Source organism: Pedobacter sp. TM02 (assembly GCF_059705275.1).
Genome location: NZ_AP046530.1, coordinates 3531116 through 3549267 on the forward strand (window position 1 = coordinate 3531116; position 18152 = coordinate 3549267).

12 protein-coding genes are annotated in these 18152 nt (G+C 46.8%); 10 read left to right on the top strand and 2 right to left on the bottom strand.

Features of this window, described 5'->3' with window-relative positions:
- The first annotated feature begins 3 nt into the window (after nt 1-3).
- The 6 genes from AC6H1S_RS15175 to AC6H1S_RS15200 are packed head-to-tail and all read left to right on the top strand — an operon-like array spanning nt 4 to nt 7528.
- Nucleotides 4-1032, top strand: coding sequence for an IPT/TIG domain-containing protein (locus tag AC6H1S_RS15175; protein ID WP_497564132.1), 1029 nt, complete (start codon nt 4-6; stop codon nt 1030-1032).
- Between the two features lie 7 nt (nt 1033-1039).
- Entirely contained in the window at nt 1040-2125 is a 1086-nt protein-coding gene (locus tag AC6H1S_RS15180) for a phosphoglyceromutase (RefSeq protein ID WP_497564133.1), read from the top strand.
- A gap of 11 nt (nt 2126-2136) precedes the next feature.
- A complete protein-coding gene (locus AC6H1S_RS15185) occupies nt 2137-3270 on the top strand; it encodes a glycoside hydrolase family 26 protein (RefSeq protein ID WP_497564134.1) in 1134 nt (377 codons plus the stop codon).
- Entirely contained in the window at nt 3267-5093 is a 1827-nt protein-coding gene (locus AC6H1S_RS15190) for a sodium:solute symporter family protein (RefSeq protein WP_497564135.1), read from the top strand. Before AC6H1S_RS15185 ends, AC6H1S_RS15190 begins: the two co-directional genes overlap by 4 nt.
- A gap of 8 nt (nt 5094-5101) precedes the next feature.
- Nucleotides 5102-6319 carry a glycoside hydrolase family 130 protein gene (locus tag AC6H1S_RS15195; RefSeq protein ID WP_497564136.1) on the top strand — a complete coding sequence of 406 codons (1218 nt, stop codon included), beginning with the start codon at nt 5102-5104 and terminating at the stop codon, nt 6317-6319.
- Between the two features lie 3 nt (nt 6320-6322).
- On the top strand, nt 6323-7528 hold the full coding sequence (locus AC6H1S_RS15200) for an AGE family epimerase/isomerase (RefSeq protein ID WP_497564137.1): 1206 nt from the start codon (nt 6323-6325) through the stop codon (nt 7526-7528).
- Here AC6H1S_RS15200 and AC6H1S_RS15205 read toward each other — a convergent pair.
- Complete coding sequence (locus tag AC6H1S_RS15205; RefSeq protein WP_497564138.1) at nt 7525-9084, bottom strand: sulfatase family protein; 1560 nt, start codon at nt 9082-9084, stop codon at nt 7525-7527. The two genes, AC6H1S_RS15200 and AC6H1S_RS15205, sit on opposite strands and share 4 nt — an antisense overlap.
- A 191-nt stretch (nt 9085-9275) precedes the next feature.
- Here AC6H1S_RS15205 and AC6H1S_RS15210 point away from each other — a divergent pair, with 191 nt between their 5' ends.
- The 4 genes from AC6H1S_RS15210 to AC6H1S_RS15225 all read left to right on the top strand — a co-directional run bounded on the left by AC6H1S_RS15210 (nt 9276) and on the right by AC6H1S_RS15225 (nt 15114).
- Complete coding sequence (locus tag AC6H1S_RS15210) at nt 9276-10295, top strand: LacI family DNA-binding transcriptional regulator (RefSeq protein WP_497564139.1); 1020 nt, start codon at nt 9276-9278, stop codon at nt 10293-10295.
- 129 nt (nt 10296-10424) lie between these two features.
- Nucleotides 10425-11906 (top strand): xylulokinase, encoded by a 1482-nt coding sequence (locus AC6H1S_RS15215; RefSeq protein WP_497564140.1) that lies wholly within the window; start codon nt 10425-10427, stop codon nt 11904-11906.
- Nucleotides 11907-11926: 20 nt separating this feature from the next.
- Complete coding sequence (gene xylA, locus AC6H1S_RS15220; RefSeq protein WP_497564141.1) at nt 11927-13258, top strand: xylose isomerase; 1332 nt, start codon at nt 11927-11929, stop codon at nt 13256-13258.
- A 155-nt stretch (nt 13259-13413) separates the two neighbouring features.
- Nucleotides 13414-15114: a sodium:solute symporter family transporter gene (locus AC6H1S_RS15225; protein ID WP_199137543.1), complete on the top strand. Its 1701-nt coding sequence runs from the start codon at nt 13414-13416 to the stop codon at nt 15112-15114.
- Between the two features lie 194 nt (nt 15115-15308).
- On the opposite strand, the gene AC6H1S_RS15230 is transcribed toward AC6H1S_RS15225, so the two are convergent.
- Nucleotides 15309-18146, bottom strand: coding sequence for a peptidase associated domain and porin domain-containing protein (locus AC6H1S_RS15230; protein WP_497564142.1), 2838 nt, complete (start codon nt 18144-18146; stop codon nt 15309-15311).
- Nucleotides 18147-18152: the final 6 nt, after the last annotated feature.

The window sequence follows — 18152 nt, forward strand, 5'->3', positions numbered from 1 at the left end:
AACATGATGAAAAGAACTCGATTAACACTTGGTTTTGGCATGTTAACAGCCGTGCTAATGCTATTGGCGGGCTCATGCAAAAAAGACAAGTCTGAAAATACGGCGCCTCCCACTTTAAGTGAGGTAACCAACCTGAGCGCCCGCACTACGCCACTGGCTTCAGTAGGCTATGGCGAGTGGATTATCATTAAAGGCACCAACCTGAGCACCACCTCAAAGGTAGATTTCAATGGTACCTTGGCTGCCGATTCGCTCACCTATGCCGACGAAACCAGCATTACGGTCAAAATTCCGGCTAACCTAACCGACCCGATCAACAACCCGATAACGGTAACCACCAAATACGGCTCGGCCACGCTCAACTTCAAGATCATGCAACCCGCACCGGTTATTTCCAGCTTTGATCCGCCGGCTGGCAATCCCGACGACCAGGTCACCATTAAAGGCAATTACTTTAAAGGCTTAACCGGGGTAACCATCAATGGCGTTGCTGCTACCGTAGTTTCGAGCACGCAAACCGAAATCAAGATCAAAGTACCAACTGGTGTTTCTTACGGACAAGTAGTGGTAACCACGCCTGTCGGATCGGTTACCGCCAGCAAAACCTTTGGCCTTAAGCATATCATTTTTGATGATGCCTTGCGTGGCGGCTGGAGTAATACCTCGTACAGCAGCACTTACGACATGACCCAAAATGTTATCGTAAGACGTGGCACCATCGCCATCGGGCATAAATTTACCGTGGGCTTCGGCGCGGCCAGGTTCAGGTGCATCCCAACTTTCAGCACTACTGGCTATACCACTTTGAAAATCTCCATTTACGGAGGTCCGGGCACTGCCGGCAAAAAAGTAAGGATTTCGGTAACCCCGGCAAAGAGCACTTACGATCTGGTATTAACCGAAGGCGCCTGGACAGACTACCAAATTCCCTTGATCAACATCGGCAGCCCTACTGCCATAGATTATATTACTTTTCAGGAATTCAGTGGTCTAGCCTCGCAGATTTATATCGACGACGTAGGCTTTTATTAAGAAACAGATGCGTTTAGTTTTAGTTACCATTTGCCTATTGCTGGGCTTGCAAACCAGCTTTGCACAACGAACCCGAAACGTGGTGGTCATTACTTTTGATGGCTACCGCTGGAAGGATTTGTTTAATGGTGCCGATTCTAGCAACCTGTTTGGCAAGAAATTCACCTCGCAGGACTCAGCCTGGCGCGTACGCAAGTACTGGAGCACAGACCTCAACCAAAGAAGGGCAAAACTCATGCCCTTCTTTTGGAATTACCTGGCCAAGCATGGACAGATTTATGGTAACCGCAACTACGGTAACATGGTTAATGTAACCAACCGCTATTGGTTTTCGTATCCGGGCTACAACGAAATATTTACGGGCTATCCCGATACGCTGATCAATTCCAATTCGCATCCGGCCAACCACAACATCAATGTGCTGGAGTTTCTGAACAAATTACCCGAGTTTAAAGGCAAAGTGGCTACTTTTACCTCGTGGGATGCTTTTTATAAAATCCTGAACGCTGAACGTTCGGGCTTCCCCATCAACTCGGGTTTCAACAATGTAAAAGGCGACAAGTTAAGCGAGGTACAAAAGGCACTGAACGACCTGCAGCATTGGTTGCCCAAAGATTATGGAGGTGGCGAGCGACACGACGGCATTACCTATGCTTTGGCCAAGGAATACGTAAAATTGAACCATCCGAGGGTTTTGCAGCTGAGCTTTATCGAAACCGATGCTTTGGCCCACAGTGGCAAATACGATTATTATTTAGATGCCACCAATTACAACGATGCCATGATTGCCGATTTATGGAACTACATGCAGAGCGATCCGTTTTACAAAGACCAAACCACCTTTATCATTACCGAAGACCATGGCCGAGGCTACGAAGACAACTGGCAACACCATTATTATAGCGTACCCCACTCTAACGAAATATTTTTGGCCGTGATGGGCCCTGATACCAAGGCCCTGGGCGAAGTGAAGCAAAAAGGCCAACTGTACCAAAACCAACTTGCCCAAACCATTGCTTCGTTTTTAGGAGTCAAATTCGAGAATGGCCACGAAATAGGAAAACCCATCAAAGAAGTACTCTCCCCCAAATAAATGCCCCTTACATGAAGATACACCGATCCTATTTAGCTACCCTTGCCCTTTGCCTGCTTTCGTGGTGGGCAAAAGCCCAGCAACTGAGCGATGCGCGAGCCACGGCAACTACCCAAATACTGTATAAAAACCTCTATCGGCTCAGCCAAAAACATACCTTGTTTGGCCATCAGGATGACTTGGCCTACGGCGTAAACTGGAAATACGTTAACGGCAAAAGCGATATCAAAGCCGTTGTAAACGATTATCCTGCAGTATACGGCTGGGACATGGCCCGCATTGAACTCGATTCGGCCAATAACATTGATGGTGTGCCATTCGAAAAGATGCGGAAATACATTAAAGAAGGCTATCAACGTGGGGGCATCATTACCCTAAGCTGGCATTTCAACAATCCGTTAAGCGGTGGTTCATCTTGGGATACTACCCAAAATGCAGTGGCCTCTATCTTGCCGGGAGGCGCCAAACACGAGCTTTACAAATCGTGGCTCGATAAAGCAGCCCGCTTCATGCACAGTCTCCAAGGTCCCAAAGGCGAAGCCATCCCTATCCTGTTCAGGCCATTCCACGAACTCACCGGCGATTGGTTTTGGTGGGGCAGCAAAACGTCAACCCCTGCACAACTCAAGGCAGCCTGGCGCTTTACCATCAACTATTTAAGAACCGAAAAGCAATTGCATAACCTTATCGTGGTTTACAACACCAACGATTTTACTACCGAGACGGCTTACCTGGAACGTTATCCTGGCGACGACGTGGTAGACCTGCTCAGCTTTGACCATTATCAATTCGACACCCAGCCTCAAAAAGACTTCATCAAGGCCGTTCGGCACGAAATGACGCTGCTCACCCAAATAGCAAAGGCCAAGCACAAACCCATGGCCTTTGCCGAAACGGGTTACGAGGCCATACCCGACACCAACTGGTGGACCCAAACTTTATGGCCCGTTATCAAAGATTTTCCGGTGGCTTATGTATTGGTTTGGCGCAACGCCGGCTATTCGCCCAGCATGAAAAAAATGCACTACTATGCACCTTACCCTGGCCAGGCATCGGCCAACGACTTTCAAAGATTTTACCAGAACCCTAAAATTTTGTTCGAGAAAAAATTGAGCACCCTAAAAATATACCAAGCCAAAAAATGAAACTCCATCTCCTCGACATTCTTATTCTCCTCGCCTATCTGGCTACCATGATCCTCATTGGCTTTTACATGAAAAACAAAGCCAAGCAAGACAAGGAAAGCTATTTAATGGGTGGCAAAAAACTACCTTGGTACATGTTGGGTCTCAGCGATGCCAGCGACATGTTCGACATTAGCGGCACCATGTGGATGGTAGCCCTCTGTTTCGTTTACGGCTTCAAAAGCATCTGGATCCCTTGGTTATGGCCGGTTTTTAACCAGGTGTTTATGATGATGTTCCTGTCAAAATGGCTCCGGAGATCGAACGCAACAACCGGTGCCGAATGGCTCAAAACCCGCTTCGGCCTGCAAGGCAGGGGCGTCAAAAGTTCGCATATCGTGGTTATCGCCTTTGCGCTGATCAGCTGTCTGGGCTTTTTGGCCTATGGATTTGTGGGCTTGGGCAAGTTTGTACAGGTTTTTGTGCCTTGGGATTTGATTAAGGACTATGTGCCTTTTCAGGTAGCCGACAAATATGTACCCCATTTCTATGGTATCGTTTTTACGCTCTTTGCCATGTTCTATTCAATTTTGGGAGGCATGCATAGCATTGTGCTGGGCGATGCCATTAAATATTTGATCATGACCTTGGCCTGCATTGCTATTGGCGTTATTGCCGTACAGCATTTGCAGCATCAATCGCTCAACGTACCCAAAGGCTGGAACAACCCCTTCTTTGGCTGGCATTTAAACCTCGACTGGAGCAAGATCGCCGCTGAGGCCAACAAAAAAATAGCCGACGATGGCTTCAGTCTGTTCGGTGTTTTCTTCATGATGATGCTTATGAAAGGTATCTTCGCCTCGCTGGCTGGCCCGGCTCCCAACTACGACATGCAAAAAGTACTGAGCACCCGTAGTCCGAAAGAAGCTAGCAAAATGACCGGTTTTGTGAGCATTGTACTTTTGCCCATTCGCTACTCTATGATTACCGGCTTAACCGTGCTGGCCCTGCTTTACTACAACCAGCTTTACCTGAAAGGCCCCGATGGCGTTACCGATTTTGAACGCATCTTGCCAGCTACCATCAACAACTTCTTGCCGGTTGGCGTTTTGGGCCTGGTGCTTACCGGCTTGCTCGGTGCTTTTATGGGTACCTTTAGTGGCACACTCAATGCTGCACAGGCCTACATTGTAAACGATATTTACCTGAAATACCTTAACCCGCAGGCCAGCACCAAAAAAATCATGTCGATGAACTATATGGTTGGCATTGCGGTGGTGGTAGTAGGCGTATTTTTTGGCTTTTTGGCTCATAACGTCAATGATATTCTGCAATGGATTGTAGGCGGCCTGTACGGTGGCTACGTAGCCGCCAACTGCCTCAAATGGTACTGGTGGCGTTTTAATGCCAATGGTTTTTTCTGGGGTATGGCCGTTGGCGTTGGCGCCGCCTTGCTGATGCCTTATGTAACCACCGGATTGCCGTTATACTGGTGGCCGTTGCTGTTTGTACTTTCGCTGATCGGTTGCCTAATTGGTACCTACACCGCCCCTGCAACAGACACGCAAGTACTCCAATCATTTTACAAAACCGTAAGGCCCTGGGGCTTTTGGCAACCCATATACCAGTTGGTAGCTGCTCAAGACCCCAATTTCAAGGCCAACAAAAATTTCGGACTTGATATGTTTAACGTAGCGCTGGGCATTGTTGCCCAATTATGCCTTACCATATTTCCGATGTATCTCATTACCGGCATGTACCAGCCCCTGGGCTTCACCATTGCCGTGCTGGTGGTTATTATTTTCATTTTAAAAAGAACCTGGTGGAACAAACTAGAAGACTAACACATACCATGAATACAAATTTCGAACAACGCATTGCAAAATTAGCCCACGATCAAGAAGTACTGATCAATACTCCTAATGTTAAACTGGAAACGGCAAATGGCATTTTTAACCGCTATCAGCATCCGGTACTTACTGCCGCGCACGTTCCTTTCAACTGGAAATACGACCTCAATCCGCTAAGCAATCCCTACCTGATCGAAAGATTTGGCATCAACGCCGTGCTCAATGCCGGCGCCATGAAATGGCAAGGCAGATATATCTTGATGGCCCGTGTGGAGGGAACCGACCGCAAATCGTTTTTCGCCATTGCCGAAAGCCCTAACGGAATAGACCATTTTCGCTTTTGGGATTACCCGGTAATAATGCCGGAAACCGACGAGCCCGACACCAATGTGTACGACATCAGGCTGGTTGAACACGAAGACGGTTGGATTTACGGCCTTTTTTGCACCGAGCGCAGAGATCAGTCGGCTCCAGCAGGCGATCAATCGGCGGCTATTGCCCAATGTGGCATCGCCCGGAGCAAGGATCTGGTAAAGTGGGAAAGACTGGCCGATTTGAAAACGCCGTCGCCACAGCAAAGAAACGTCGTGCTGCATCCAGAATTTGTAAATGGCAAATATGCTTTTTACACCCGGCCACAGGATGGCTTTGTAGAGGCCGGCAACGGTGGCGGCATTGGCTTTGGTTTGGCGGCCAATATCGAAAACGCCATCATTGAGGAAGAAACCGTAATCGACAGAAAAATTTACCACACGGTTTACGAAGCCAAAAACGGCTTGGGACCAGCACCGATCAAAACGCCGCAAGGTTGGTTACATTTGGCGCATGGCGTAAGAAATACCGCCGCTGGACTACGTTATGTACTTTATATGTTCATGACCGACCTGAACAATTTGACCAAGGTTACGCACAAGCCTGCCGGCTACTTTTTGGCTCCGGAAGGCGATGAGCGCGTGGGCGATGTATCGAACGTAGCCTTTAGCAATGGCTGGATTGCCGATGAAGACGGAACGGTGTATATTTACTACGCTTCTTCAGATACCCGCATGCATGTAGCCACCAGCACGATACAACAGCTTACCGATTACGTGATGAACAACCCTGCCGATGGCTTGCGTTCGGCCACTTCTGTACGCACAATTATCGACATCATTGAAGCAAATCAAAGCCTGCACGGCACTCAAACTATAGCCAATTTAAACGGAAAAGCCACCTATTAATACATGAATACCGCCACATTGCATCAGTTTAAATCGGAAATGAATGCCGAACTGGAAGATTTGCTCACCTGGTGGGCCAAGTATACGGTAGACCAAGAAAATGGTGGTTTTTATGGGCAAATCGATAATCAGAACCAAGTCAATGCGGAGGCGCCCAAAGGCCTTGTGCTTAATGCCAGAATACTTTACACCTTTTCTTCAGCCTATCTGCTCCAAAAAAAAGCGGTCCACTTGGAACTCGCCCATCGTGCATTTGATTACCTGGTACAGCATTTTACAGATGAGGTTGATGGCGGTTTTTATTGGTCGGTCGATGCCAAAGGCCAGCTACTCGACGGCAAAAAGCAAATCTATGGACAGGCCTTTGCCATTTATGCGCTCGCCGAATATTACAAGGCCACGGCAAATCCAAAAGCCCTGGACTTGGCCAAAGCCACGTTCAGGCTCATCGAGCTCTACAGTTTTGACCCCACCCAATTGGGCTATTTTGAGGCATTTACAAGAGCATGGACCAACATCGCCGACCAAAGGCTAAGCGCCAAAGACCAGAACGAAAAGAAGACCATGAATACCCATTTGCACATCATCGAGGCTTACGCCAACCTGTATGGCATTTGGCCCAACGAAATCCTGAAAAAAGCCATCGAGTTGCTGCTGCAGAATTTTAGCGAACACATTATTCATCCTCATACCTTTCATCTCCAGCTGTTTTTTGACAACGACTGGAAAGTAAAATCGACCCCGATTTCTTTCGGGCATGACATTGAAGCCTCCTGGCTGCTCGAAGAAGCCGCGCATGCCTTAAAAAACGAAACGACCATCGTTCATTACAGACAACTGGCCTTGCAAATGGCCAACGCCAGTTTAAAAGGACTTGATGAAAATGGAGCCCTCTGGTACGAATACGATCCCGCCCATAAACACTGGGTCAAAGAGCTACATTGGTGGCCACAAGCCGAAGCCATGGTCGGTTTTTTTAATGCCTGGCAAATCAGCGGGCACGAGCACTTTTTACGCCACACCCTGCAAATATGGGATTTTGTAAAAAAACACCTGAAAGACCAAAAAAACGGCGAATGGTTTTGGGGCCTTCGCAACGATTACAGCGTGATGCTGGGCGAAGACAAGGCCGGTTTTTGGAAGTGTCCCTACCACAACGGACGCGCCTGCATGGAACTGATCAAAAGAATTGACAGCTTGGGAGACTAATTTTCTTTTTTCAAGATCCCCTCGGCCAATTGGTCTTTGTTTTCGATGGTCAAAGCCAGCAGTTTTGCTTTTAAGGTGGCGATCAATGCTTGTTTCGACTTGTCATTGTACAGGTTCTTCATTTCGTGCGGATCTGTTTTCAGGTCGTAAAACTCCCAAAAATCCTGTTGTCCATAAAACCTGATCAGCTTATAACGATCGGTACGGATTCCGAAATGTTTACGCACGCTATGCTCGGCCGGAAATTCGTAGTAATGGTAATACACCGACTCCCTGATTTTCTCTTTGCCGTTTTTCAATACCTGCACAAATGATTTGCCCTGGATTTCCTTCGGAACAGACACCCCCGCCAAATCTAGAAAAGTAGGCGCAAAATCTACATTCGACACCAATTGCGATACTTTCGAATTGGGTTTCACCACTTTCGGGTAACGCATGATAAAAGGGGCATGCATCGATTCTTCATACATAAAGCGCTTGTCGAACCAGCCGTGCTCGCCCATGTAAAAGCCTTGATCGGAAGTATACACCACAATGGTATTTTCAGACAGTTTGTTTTTGTCCAGGTAGTCCATAATCTCGCCAATATTTCGATCCAGCGAAACCGTAGTGGCCAAATAGTCTTTCATGTAGCGCTGGTACTTCCATTCGATCAGGGCCTTTCCGCTCAGCTGTTGTTTAACCATGTCGTTTTGCACCGAGTCATAATATGCATTCCACGCTCTTTGTTGCACGGCGTTCATCCGTTTGGTAGCATTCACGGCGCTTTTAGGATCTGCGGGATCATTTTTCATCTTCAGGTCATAACCCAGCTGCATGGTTTTGGCTATGCTCATATCTTGGGTTTGCGCGGCGATGCGGTCTTGATAATCGTCGTAGAAATTTGGAGGCAAGGCAAATTTAACCTGCTCAAAACGCCTCAAATCCCTCGCATCAGGCATCCACGGCCGGTGTGGCGCCTTTTGGCCAATGATGACGCAAAAAGGTTTGGTCTTATCGCGCTTGTCGAGCCAATCAACCGTTAGGTTGGTAATGATGTCCGTACAATAACCTTCTTTCCTAACCGTATCTCCCTGCATGCCGATCAAATCTGGGTTATAATATTGACCTTGATCAGGCAAAATGCTCCAATAATCAAAACCTTGCGGATAGTTCTTCAGATGCCACTTGCCTATCCATGCCGTTTGAAAACCCGCTTGCTGCAAGCGTCTCGGAAAAACATCTTGTGCCGCGTCAAACTGGTCGCGGTTATCGCGCAACCCATTTACATGGCTGTATTTACCGGTAAGCAAGGTGGCTCGGCTTGGTGCACACAGCGAATTGTTGACAAAGGCATTGGTGAAAGTTACCCCTTGTTTAGCCAATTGATCGATATGAGGACTTGCCCCATATTTTGCGCCATAAGCGCCAATGGTAGACAAGGCATGGTCGTCTGAAATAATGATCACAATATTGGGCCTGTTTTGTTTTTGCGCCCAAAGCGGATTGGCAAAAAAGCCGAATAGAAAGCAGGCCAGCATACAGCTGATGCCTTTTAGATTAAGTTTGGTATTCATAGAGATAGATTTTCATCCAATTTAGCACAAATTGACGAACATCACTTGTTTTCGCACAAGATCTTGCACAAACAGAAAAATACAATCGATTGCATAAACCCGGCGCAACGTGTACAAGAAGACGAAAGGGGTCTTTATTTTTTTAACTGGATTGCTAAAAAGTTTCGTGGATTTTACTTTACTTTAACTTGTTGAAAAAGAAAACCACCATATACGACATTGCCAAAGCGCTTAACATTACGGTATCTACCGTATCGAGGGCGCTTAGTGGTTTTCCGGCAATTAGCGAGACTACCCGCAATGCAGTGATTGCCACTGCCAAACGCCTCAATTATAGTCCCAACCGGCTAGCTTCTGCTTTAAAGTCGGGCAAAACCCACATCATTGGGGTCATTGTACCCAGCGTGCAGGCCCATTTTTTCGCCTCTGTTATCCACAGCATTGAAGAAGGCTTGAAAGGTATGGGCTATCGGGTAATCCTCTATCAATCGAACGAGTCGGTTGAAAACGAAATCAATGGCGTTAAAACCTTATTGGAGGCACAGGTTGATGGCATTATCGCCTCTATGTCGCTCGAAACCGAAGATGTGTCGCATTTCGCCGAAGTCATTGCCCAGCACAAGCCCCTTATTCTGTTCGACCGGGTGCACGACGAGTTGAAAGTACCCACCGTAACGCTCAACGACTTTAGGGCAGGCTACCTGGCTACCCAGCACCTGATAGACCGGGGCTACAAAACCATCGCCTTTGTAACGACCAGCCATCGGGTAAAAATATTCAATGATCGTTTAAACGGCTACAAAGCGGCTTTAAAAGACAACCAGTTGCCACTGATCGAAGAGCATATCATTTTGGGAGGCTTATCCATCAAAGACGGCAGATTTGGAGCGGGCAAGTTGATGCGTAACCATCAAAAACCCGATGCCATTATTGCTGGCGACGATTTTACCGCCCTCGGGGTCATCAAGAAGCTGATCGAAATTGACGAAACCCCACCGAAAATCGGGGTGATTGGTTTTGCCAACGAGGCTTTTTCGGCCTACATCACGCCTACGCTATCAACCATAGACCAACATGCCAACCAAATGGGCCACGAGTGTGCCCAGCTTTTCCTGAAAATGATCCAACAGGAAAATCCTTACAAACAGATTGACCATATTATATTGGAACCTGCGCTTATAGAAAGGCAATCGACCGAAATCAGGAACTAATCCCGACCCGCTTTCTGCACCAGAAAACCCTTATTATCAAAACTTTCTTTAAAAATACTTGACAATAAAGAATAGCGCCCCTATATTTATGCAACCGTTTGCATAACCAAATATAAAAACTCAGCTTTCATGTATTTATTAGGGATTGACATAGGCACTTCGTCTATTAAAGTAGCAGTTGTGGAGATAGGCAGCCAAAAAACCGTGGCCATGGCCCAATATCCCGATGAAGAAATGCCTATCCAATCGCGCGAACCGGGCTGGGCCGAACAATCGCCTTGGGATTGGTGGCAACATACGCAACAGGCCATCCTTAGGCTCAACGCTTCGGGCTTATTCGACCCGAAAGCCATTAAAGCTATCGGCATTGCCTATCAAATGCATGGCTTGGTGGTGGTTGACCAACAGCAGCAGCCTTTGCGCAGCAGCATCATTTGGTGCGACAGCCGTGCCGTTGAACTGGGCGAACAGGCCTTCAATAGCATCGGCCAGGCATATTGCCTGCAACACCTGCTCAATTCGCCCGGCAATTTTACTGCGGCTAAACTGGCCTGGGTAAAACAACACGAACCCGAAATCTATAGGCAAATCGACAAAATCATGCTTCCCGGCGATTTCATTGCCCTACAGCTCACTGGCGAAAGCACCACCAGCATAGCCGCTCTGTCGGAAGGTGTTTTTTGGGATTTTGAACGAGACGAAATCTCCAGCGAAGTAATGGATTATTACGGCTTTTCAACCGAGCTCATCCCTCCTGTTAAGCCCTTATTTGGCATACACGGCTATGTGAAGGAAGACATTGCACAACTTTTGGGCCTAAGTCCGCATATTCCGGTAGCCTATAAATCGGGCGACCAGCCCAACAACGCCCTTTCGCTCCATGTACTTCAACCCGGCGAAGTAGCCGCAACAGCAGGCACCTCTGGTGTTATTTATGGCATTAGCGATCGGCTTACCTACGACCTGCAATCGCGGGTAAACAGTTTTGCCCATGTAACCTACACACCTGCCCAAAAGCATATCGGTGTGTTGCTTTGCATTAATGGAACGGGCAGCCTATACCGCTGGGCCAAACACAACTTTGCGCCCCAGCTTAGCTATGCGCAACTGAATGAACTGGCCGCGCAGGCTCCCATCGGCAGCCGGGGCTTAAGGGTATTACCTTTTGGCAATGGTGCAGAGCGCATGCTGAACAACCAATATACCGGCGTACAGTTATTGGACATAGACCTGAACCTGCACAACCAGGCCTGTATTTTTAGGGCCGTACAAGAAGGCATTGCCTTTGCCTTTAGGTACGGACTGGATATTTTGCGCGAAAATGGCATGCAGCCCCAAGTCATCAGGGCCGGCATGGCCAACTTGTTTTTGAGCGAAGTATTTACCCAAACCTTTGTCGACGTTACCGGAATTCCAGTAGCGCTTTACGATAGCAACGGCAGCGTAGGTGCGGCTTTAGGTGCCGGAATTGGCGCCGGAATTTTTGCCAGCCCAGCCGATGCCTTTACACACCACCAACCGCTTCAATACATTGAACCTCAAAATGCGCAAGCCTACGAAAGCATTTACCAAGACTGGAAAGTGCTGCTCAATAAAACCTTGTCATCATAACCAGCACAAAACACTTAAACATGATTAAAGTAACAAAAGGAGCAAAGGAATTTTTTAAGGGGATTGGCCAGATCCAATTCGAAGGCCTGCAAAGCGATAATCCGCTGGCATTTAGATGGTACGACGCCAACCGTGTTGTGGCCGGCAAAACCATGGCCCAGCATTTCAAGTTTGCCTGTGCCTATTGGCATTCTTTTAACGGCAGCGGGGCAGATCCCTTTGGAGGCCCAACGCATATTTTTCCCTGGGACGAGCAAAAAGATGTCATTGCACGCGCCAAAAACAAAATGGACGCGGCTTTTGAGTTCATGACCAAGATGCAGCTGCCCTATTACTGTTTTCACGACGTAGATGTGGTAGATTACACCAACGATGTAGCGCTCAACGAAAGCCGCCTGCAGGAACTTGTGGCCTATGCCCAACAAAAGCAGGCCGAAAGTGGCGTAAAGCTGCTTTGGGGCACGGCCAATCTGTTTAGCCACGAACGCTATATGAATGGCGCAGCCACCAACCCCGATTTCAATGTGTTGGCCCATGCCGGCGCGCAAGTAAAAGCCGCTTTAGATGCCACCATTGCTTTGGGTGGCGAAAACTATGTTTTTTGGGGTGGCCGCGAGGGCTACATGAGCCTGCTCAACACCAACATGAAGCGCGAACAGGAACACTTAGCCCAATTTTTACATGTAGCCAAAGACTACGCTCGAAAGCAAGGCTTTAAAGGCACTTTCTTGATCGAGCCTAAACCCTGCGAACCGTCTAAACACCAGTATGATTATGACGCGGCTACCGTAAAAGGCTTTTTGCAACAATACGACCTGTTAAAAGACTTTAAGCTTAACCTCGAAGTAAACCATGCTACCTTGGCTGGACACAGTTTTCAGCACGAATTGCAGGTAGCTGTGGATAGTGGCTTACTGGGCTCGATAGATGCCAATCGTGGCGATTACCAAAACGGCTGGGATACCGACCAGTTTCCGAATGATATTAACGAACTGACCGAAGCCATGTTGATCATTTTGGAAGGTGGAGGCTTGCAGGGCGGAGGCGTAAATTTCGATGCCAAAATCCGCCGCAATTCTACCGATCCTGCCGATCTGTTTTATGCGCACATTGGAGGCATGGATATTTTTGCCCGGGCGCTGCTTACTGCCGATGCCATTTTGCAAAAATCGGATTACCCCAAAATAAAGGAAGAACGTTATGCCTCTTTTGATGGCGGCCATGGCGCAGCTTTTGAACAAGGCAAATTGAGTTTGGAAGATTTAAGGAACCATGCCGCAACCCACGGCGAACCAGAAAAGCGCAGCGGCAGGCAGGAGTATTTAGAAAACCTGATTAACCGATATATCTGATCCATAGGATGGATATGGGTAGCAAAGTTGCGGTTGAAAAAGACAATCCGCTCAAACGCAAACGTTTGTTCGTTAATAATCTTGTTAGAATTAAAAATGATAAATGCTGATTTTGTACATTTAGAAAACCTAAACTTTAAACCAAATATTTTTTAATGAAAAACAACCTGTTGGACTTTAAGGATTATATTGTAATCTTAATCTATTTCATCGTTGTAGCAGCTTACGGCTTTTACATCTACTACAAAAAGAAATCAAAAACCGGCGACTCGAAAGACTATTTTCTGGCAGAAGGCTCATTAACCTGGTGGGCTATTGGCGCCTCGTTAATTGCCTCCAACATCTCGGCCGAGCAGTTTATCGGCATGAGCGGTTCGGGCTTTAAAATGGGCCTGGCCATTGCCACCTACGAGTGGATGGCTGCCGCTACCCTCATTGTGGTCGCAGTATTCTTTATCCCGGTTTACCTCAAAAACAAGATCTTTACCATGCCCCAATTCCTGCACCAGCGCTACAACGGCACGGTGGCTATGATTATGGCGGTGTTTTGGCTGATGTTGTATATTGTGGTTAACCTCATGTCGATTTTATACCTTGGTGCCTTAGCCATCAGCAATATTTCTGGTCTGCATATCTTTTTGTGTATTATCCTATTGGCCGTATTTGCCATCATCATCACCCTTGGAGGCATGAAGGTAATTGGCTATACCGACGTTATCCAAGTCTTCTTCCTTATTTTGGGCGGCTTGGTGGCCACTTATATTGCGCTTGAGCTACTTGCCACCAAATCTGGCACAAGCGGCCTATTAAATGGCTTAAACATACTGAAAAGCGAGGCCAACGACCATTTTCATATGATTTTTAGCAAGGATAACAAAAACTATGTGAGCCTGCCGGGCCTTTCGGTATTAATTGGCGGTATGTGGATCGTAAACCTCAACTATTGGGGCTGTAACCAATATATCACGCAACGTGCCTTGGGCGCCGATTTGAAAACAGCCCGTGGAGGCATTCTATTTGCGGCCTTTTTAAAGCTGCTCATGCCCGTAATTGTAGTATTGCCAGGCATCGCGGCCTATGTGCTTTACACCAAATACGGCATGTTCCATACCGAAATGCTGGATTCGAAAGGCGTTGTAGACGTAAACAAAGCCTATCCAAACTTGCTGAACCTGCTTCCAATAGGCATTAAAGGCTTGGCCTTTGCTGCTCTTATCGCAGCCATAGTAGCTTCGTTGGCCGGCAAGGCCAACAGTATTGCCACTATTTTCACCTTAGACATTTATAAAAAAGCCATCAACAAAGAGGCAACCGAAAAGAACCTGGTTGGCATTGGAAAGATTACGGTAATTGTGTCCATTTTAATTGCAGTTGTGCTTTCTGTCATTATAGGCGAACAGCTCATGGGTGAAGGCAAACAGGGCTTTAACTATATCCAAGAATACACCGGTTTCGTTTCTCCAGGTATTTTTGCCATGTTTATTTTGGGTTTCTTCTGGAAGAGAACGACTTCAAACGCCGCCTTATTCGCGACCATTGGAGGTTTTATTTTCTCTATCGTCTTGAAATTCCTGCCAAACTGGGCAAACCTCAGCTTCTTAACTCCTTATGGCTTGTTCCAGCCTAATTATGACAACAAAGGCATTTACGAAATTCCTTTTATCGACAGAATGGGCATTGTGTTTATCCTCTGTATCATAGGCATGAGCATTATTACCAATATCGAAAACAGAAAGGGCGTTACTCCTAAAGGCCTCGAGGTTGACACGAGCATGTTCAAGACTTCGAAAAGCTTTACCATCGGCGCATTAGTGATCATTGCCTTGCTAACCGCACTTTATACCATTTACTGGTAAGCCAAGTTTATTCGCAAAAAAAATCCCCGACCGTTAATTCGATCGGGGATTTTTTTGTGGGCAGCACAGCCATTGTTGCTTAAACCTGATGGCAGCGGGCACGAAGTAAAGCGGACAGCAGGGCGAGCTTTGCCATGAAATGCGGTCTTGGCTTTTCAAAAAAACAAAACTGGCTCCTCCGGCCTGCCATTCTATTATTTTTTCTTATCAGGCGTACCGAAAATACGTGGGTAATAAGACAAAGTAGTCATAAAATATTGTTGCAAAACAGTTTGCGTGCCCGTGGTTAACCCATTGGCCCTGGCAAAAATGATCGCGCTGGTATTCTGGTGCAACAGGTCTAACGCGGCCAATTTAAACTCTGCACTGTTATTTTTGAAGAAGCGGTAAGTAACATTGGCATTCCAGATGGTAAAATTGATGGCGTCGGTATTGTTAGACGTAGTCTTGTTGAAATTGATGTTGCTGCTCAGCGTCAGCTTTTTGGTGATATTGTAGCTGGCACTCAAACTGTTCATATAATTGGCTCCTCTATATTCGGTATTAAAGTTGCGTTGCTTTGAACGCGAAGGGCTAAAGCTGGTACTGGCTTCTACAGCCAGCTTATCGTTGAGCGTATAAAAAACATTGAGCGCATTATTGCTTCGCAGCAAGTTGGAAAAATTGAGCACGCCGTTAACGTAGCCTGGATTTTTCGAAAAGTCGATATTCGAATTCAGCCTCAGCTGTATTTCGCCTTTTTTAAGCTTATAGGCCTTATTAACACTGATAGACCCATTGAGTGTGCGTGTTCCATTAACGTTTACGGTATAGCTGGCCTGCCGGTTCTGCGCATCCACAAAAAGGCTGTCGGCAAAGCCGTTGTTGACCATTTCGGCATTGACACTGGCATTATAATTAAAGGTGTTCTTCTTTTTTTGGTCGGTATGGCTATAAGAAAACCTAAAACCATGTACTTGAGCCTCGCGCAGGCCAAGGTTGCCAAGGCGAATACTATAAAGGTTAATGCTGTCGGTTAGCGGCGCCAATTGGTTGATGTTGGGAATACGCATATTCTGCTGGTAAGTGATGTTGATCGATTCAAAAAAATCGCCATATTGGAAGTTAGAGTAGCTGATATTGGCATTAGGCAAAAACCGGCTATAGGTTTTGCGGATGTTCTGGAAACTCTTCGTCGATTTATTGTCCTGCACAATAATACTTTGGCTCAACCCAACGGAAAACCTCAGGTTCTTAGAAAAGCGGTTAGTCAAGCTTTTTCCAAAGCTCCGTTGTATATTCAGTTCGGGTTGTTCTTCCAGCTGATTGGTGGTTAAACGGCTGCTCAGGTAATTGTTGTTTTTATAGGTACCCGTAAGGGCATCCAAGTCTTCGGCCAGGTTAATGCTCTTGGTATTGCCCAGTTTAAGCGAATTTTTCAAACTCATGCCCAGACGGCTCGTAAACCGGCTCAGTTTAAAAATGTTGGTCATTTGAGGGAGCTCCAAGACCAGGCTCTGCTGGGTATTATCGACTTGGTTATCATAGCGCCTTTCTAGTTTTCTGCTGGTCGATGTATTGACGAAAGACCTGAAATCGGACTGGCTGTTGCTCTGGTTCTGGTTCGAATTGGCATCAAAGGCATAGTTAACGTTGATATAGTTGAACAGCCTAAATGCCTTCGGCGTAAAATCGAATTTGCTTTTTCGATAATTAGCGGCAAAATGAAAATTGGTCGTTTGGCTTTCGCTGGTGTTTACCGCCGCGTTCTGGCTCACCAATACCCGCTGGTTATCAAACGAACTGCTTAGCGACTGGCTGTTGCTTTGCGAATTGTTTTTGGTTAAGCGCTGTGTAAAGTCTACCGTGTGGTTTTTATTGGCATATTGGTACATGGCATCCAAGTTTTGGATGTTATAATCGGAATGGCTCTTGCTGCTGGAGCTGCCGTATAGCTGGTCGGCATTGGCAATGGTGGTGATGCTTTCATTCTGCGACTCATTCTGGAAATCGCGGTTTTGGCCAAAGTAATTCACAGACAAGCTACTTCTTTTGTTGTAGTCGGGGTTTTCCTTAAAATCATATTTGAATATCAAGCCACCGGTACTGGGCTTGGCAATGCCTGTAGCCCTAAAATCGGGTTGGTAGCTGATATTCGCCCCTATACCCTTAAAAGTGCTGTTAGACAATAATGTAGATGCACTACTGGCAGTCTTGTTTACATTGTTGCTGGCGCCCACTATGCCCACCTGCATTTTTGAGGTATAGATGTTCAGGTTGCCATCGGCTTCATATCGTTTGTTGGTGCCTAAACCCGCCCCTATTTTGCCAAACATGCCGAATTTCTTGCTGGTCTTGAGCTTGAGGTTCATGATGAGGTTCGAATCGAGCGGATTTTGCTCGTTCTTTTGATTATATACCTGTACTTTTTGGATTGCCTGCTTGCTGATGTTCTGCAGGGCGATTTTAGGATCGTTTCCAAAAAATTCCTTGCCATCTACAAAAACACTCGTAACCGCCCTGCCATTAACGGTAATGGCACCATCGCCCCAAAGGGTAATGCCTGGCGTGCGCCTGAGTACATCCTCTATAACGGCGTTCGAATCAAGCTTAAAGGCAGCCGGATTGATTTCGAGAGTATCGCCGTTCATGCTGATGGGTGGCACTTTCACCACAACTTCCTTGAGGGTAATATCGCGTACCTTCAAAATCAGGGTGCCAAAATCGTGCACATTGGTGCTGGCCCCAACGGTAAACTTTTGGTCGAGGGTTGCATAGCCCAAATGGCTTACTTCCAGCCTTAGCGGAATGCCAACGGGCAGGTTTTTTACATTAAATTCGCCATAATTATTGCTCAACTGGTAATTGAGCAAAGTGCTGTCTTTTTCGCGGTAAACAGAAATGGTGGCTGTTTTAACCACATATTTATGCACCGTGTCTCTTAAAATGCCCTTTACGCTTCCCGGCGCCACTGGCTTGGCTTGTTGGGCGACGCAAAAATGAGAGGTAAAGGCCAATAGCATGGCCATGAGGATAACGTTATACAAACGCATATAGAC

What these genes read in the sequence shown, in the direction of transcription:
- AC6H1S_RS15230 (WP_497564142.1), bottom strand. Translation starts at nt 18,146, where the DNA reads ATGCGTTTGTATAACGTTATCCTCATGGCCATGCTATTGGCCTTTACC.
- AC6H1S_RS15200 (WP_497564137.1), top strand. Translation starts at nt 6,323, where the DNA reads ATGAATACCGCCACATTGCATCAGTTTAAATCGGAAATGAATGCCGAA.
- AC6H1S_RS15225 (WP_199137543.1), top strand. Translation starts at nt 13,414, where the DNA reads ATGAAAAACAACCTGTTGGACTTTAAGGATTATATTGTAATCTTAATC.
- AC6H1S_RS15215 (WP_497564140.1), top strand. Translation starts at nt 10,425, where the DNA reads ATGTATTTATTAGGGATTGACATAGGCACTTCGTCTATTAAAGTAGCA.
- AC6H1S_RS15190 (WP_497564135.1), top strand. Translation starts at nt 3,267, where the DNA reads ATGAAACTCCATCTCCTCGACATTCTTATTCTCCTCGCCTATCTGGCT.
- AC6H1S_RS15180 (WP_497564133.1), top strand. Translation starts at nt 1,040, where the DNA reads ATGCGTTTAGTTTTAGTTACCATTTGCCTATTGCTGGGCTTGCAAACC.
- AC6H1S_RS15175 (WP_497564132.1), top strand. Translation starts at nt 4, where the DNA reads ATGATGAAAAGAACTCGATTAACACTTGGTTTTGGCATGTTAACAGCC.
- xylA (WP_497564141.1), top strand. Translation starts at nt 11,927, where the DNA reads ATGATTAAAGTAACAAAAGGAGCAAAGGAATTTTTTAAGGGGATTGGC.
- AC6H1S_RS15205 (WP_497564138.1), bottom strand. Translation starts at nt 9,084, where the DNA reads ATGAATACCAAACTTAATCTAAAAGGCATCAGCTGTATGCTGGCCTGC.
- AC6H1S_RS15195 (WP_497564136.1), top strand. Translation starts at nt 5,102, where the DNA reads ATGAATACAAATTTCGAACAACGCATTGCAAAATTAGCCCACGATCAA.
- AC6H1S_RS15185 (WP_497564134.1), top strand. Translation starts at nt 2,137, where the DNA reads ATGAAGATACACCGATCCTATTTAGCTACCCTTGCCCTTTGCCTGCTT.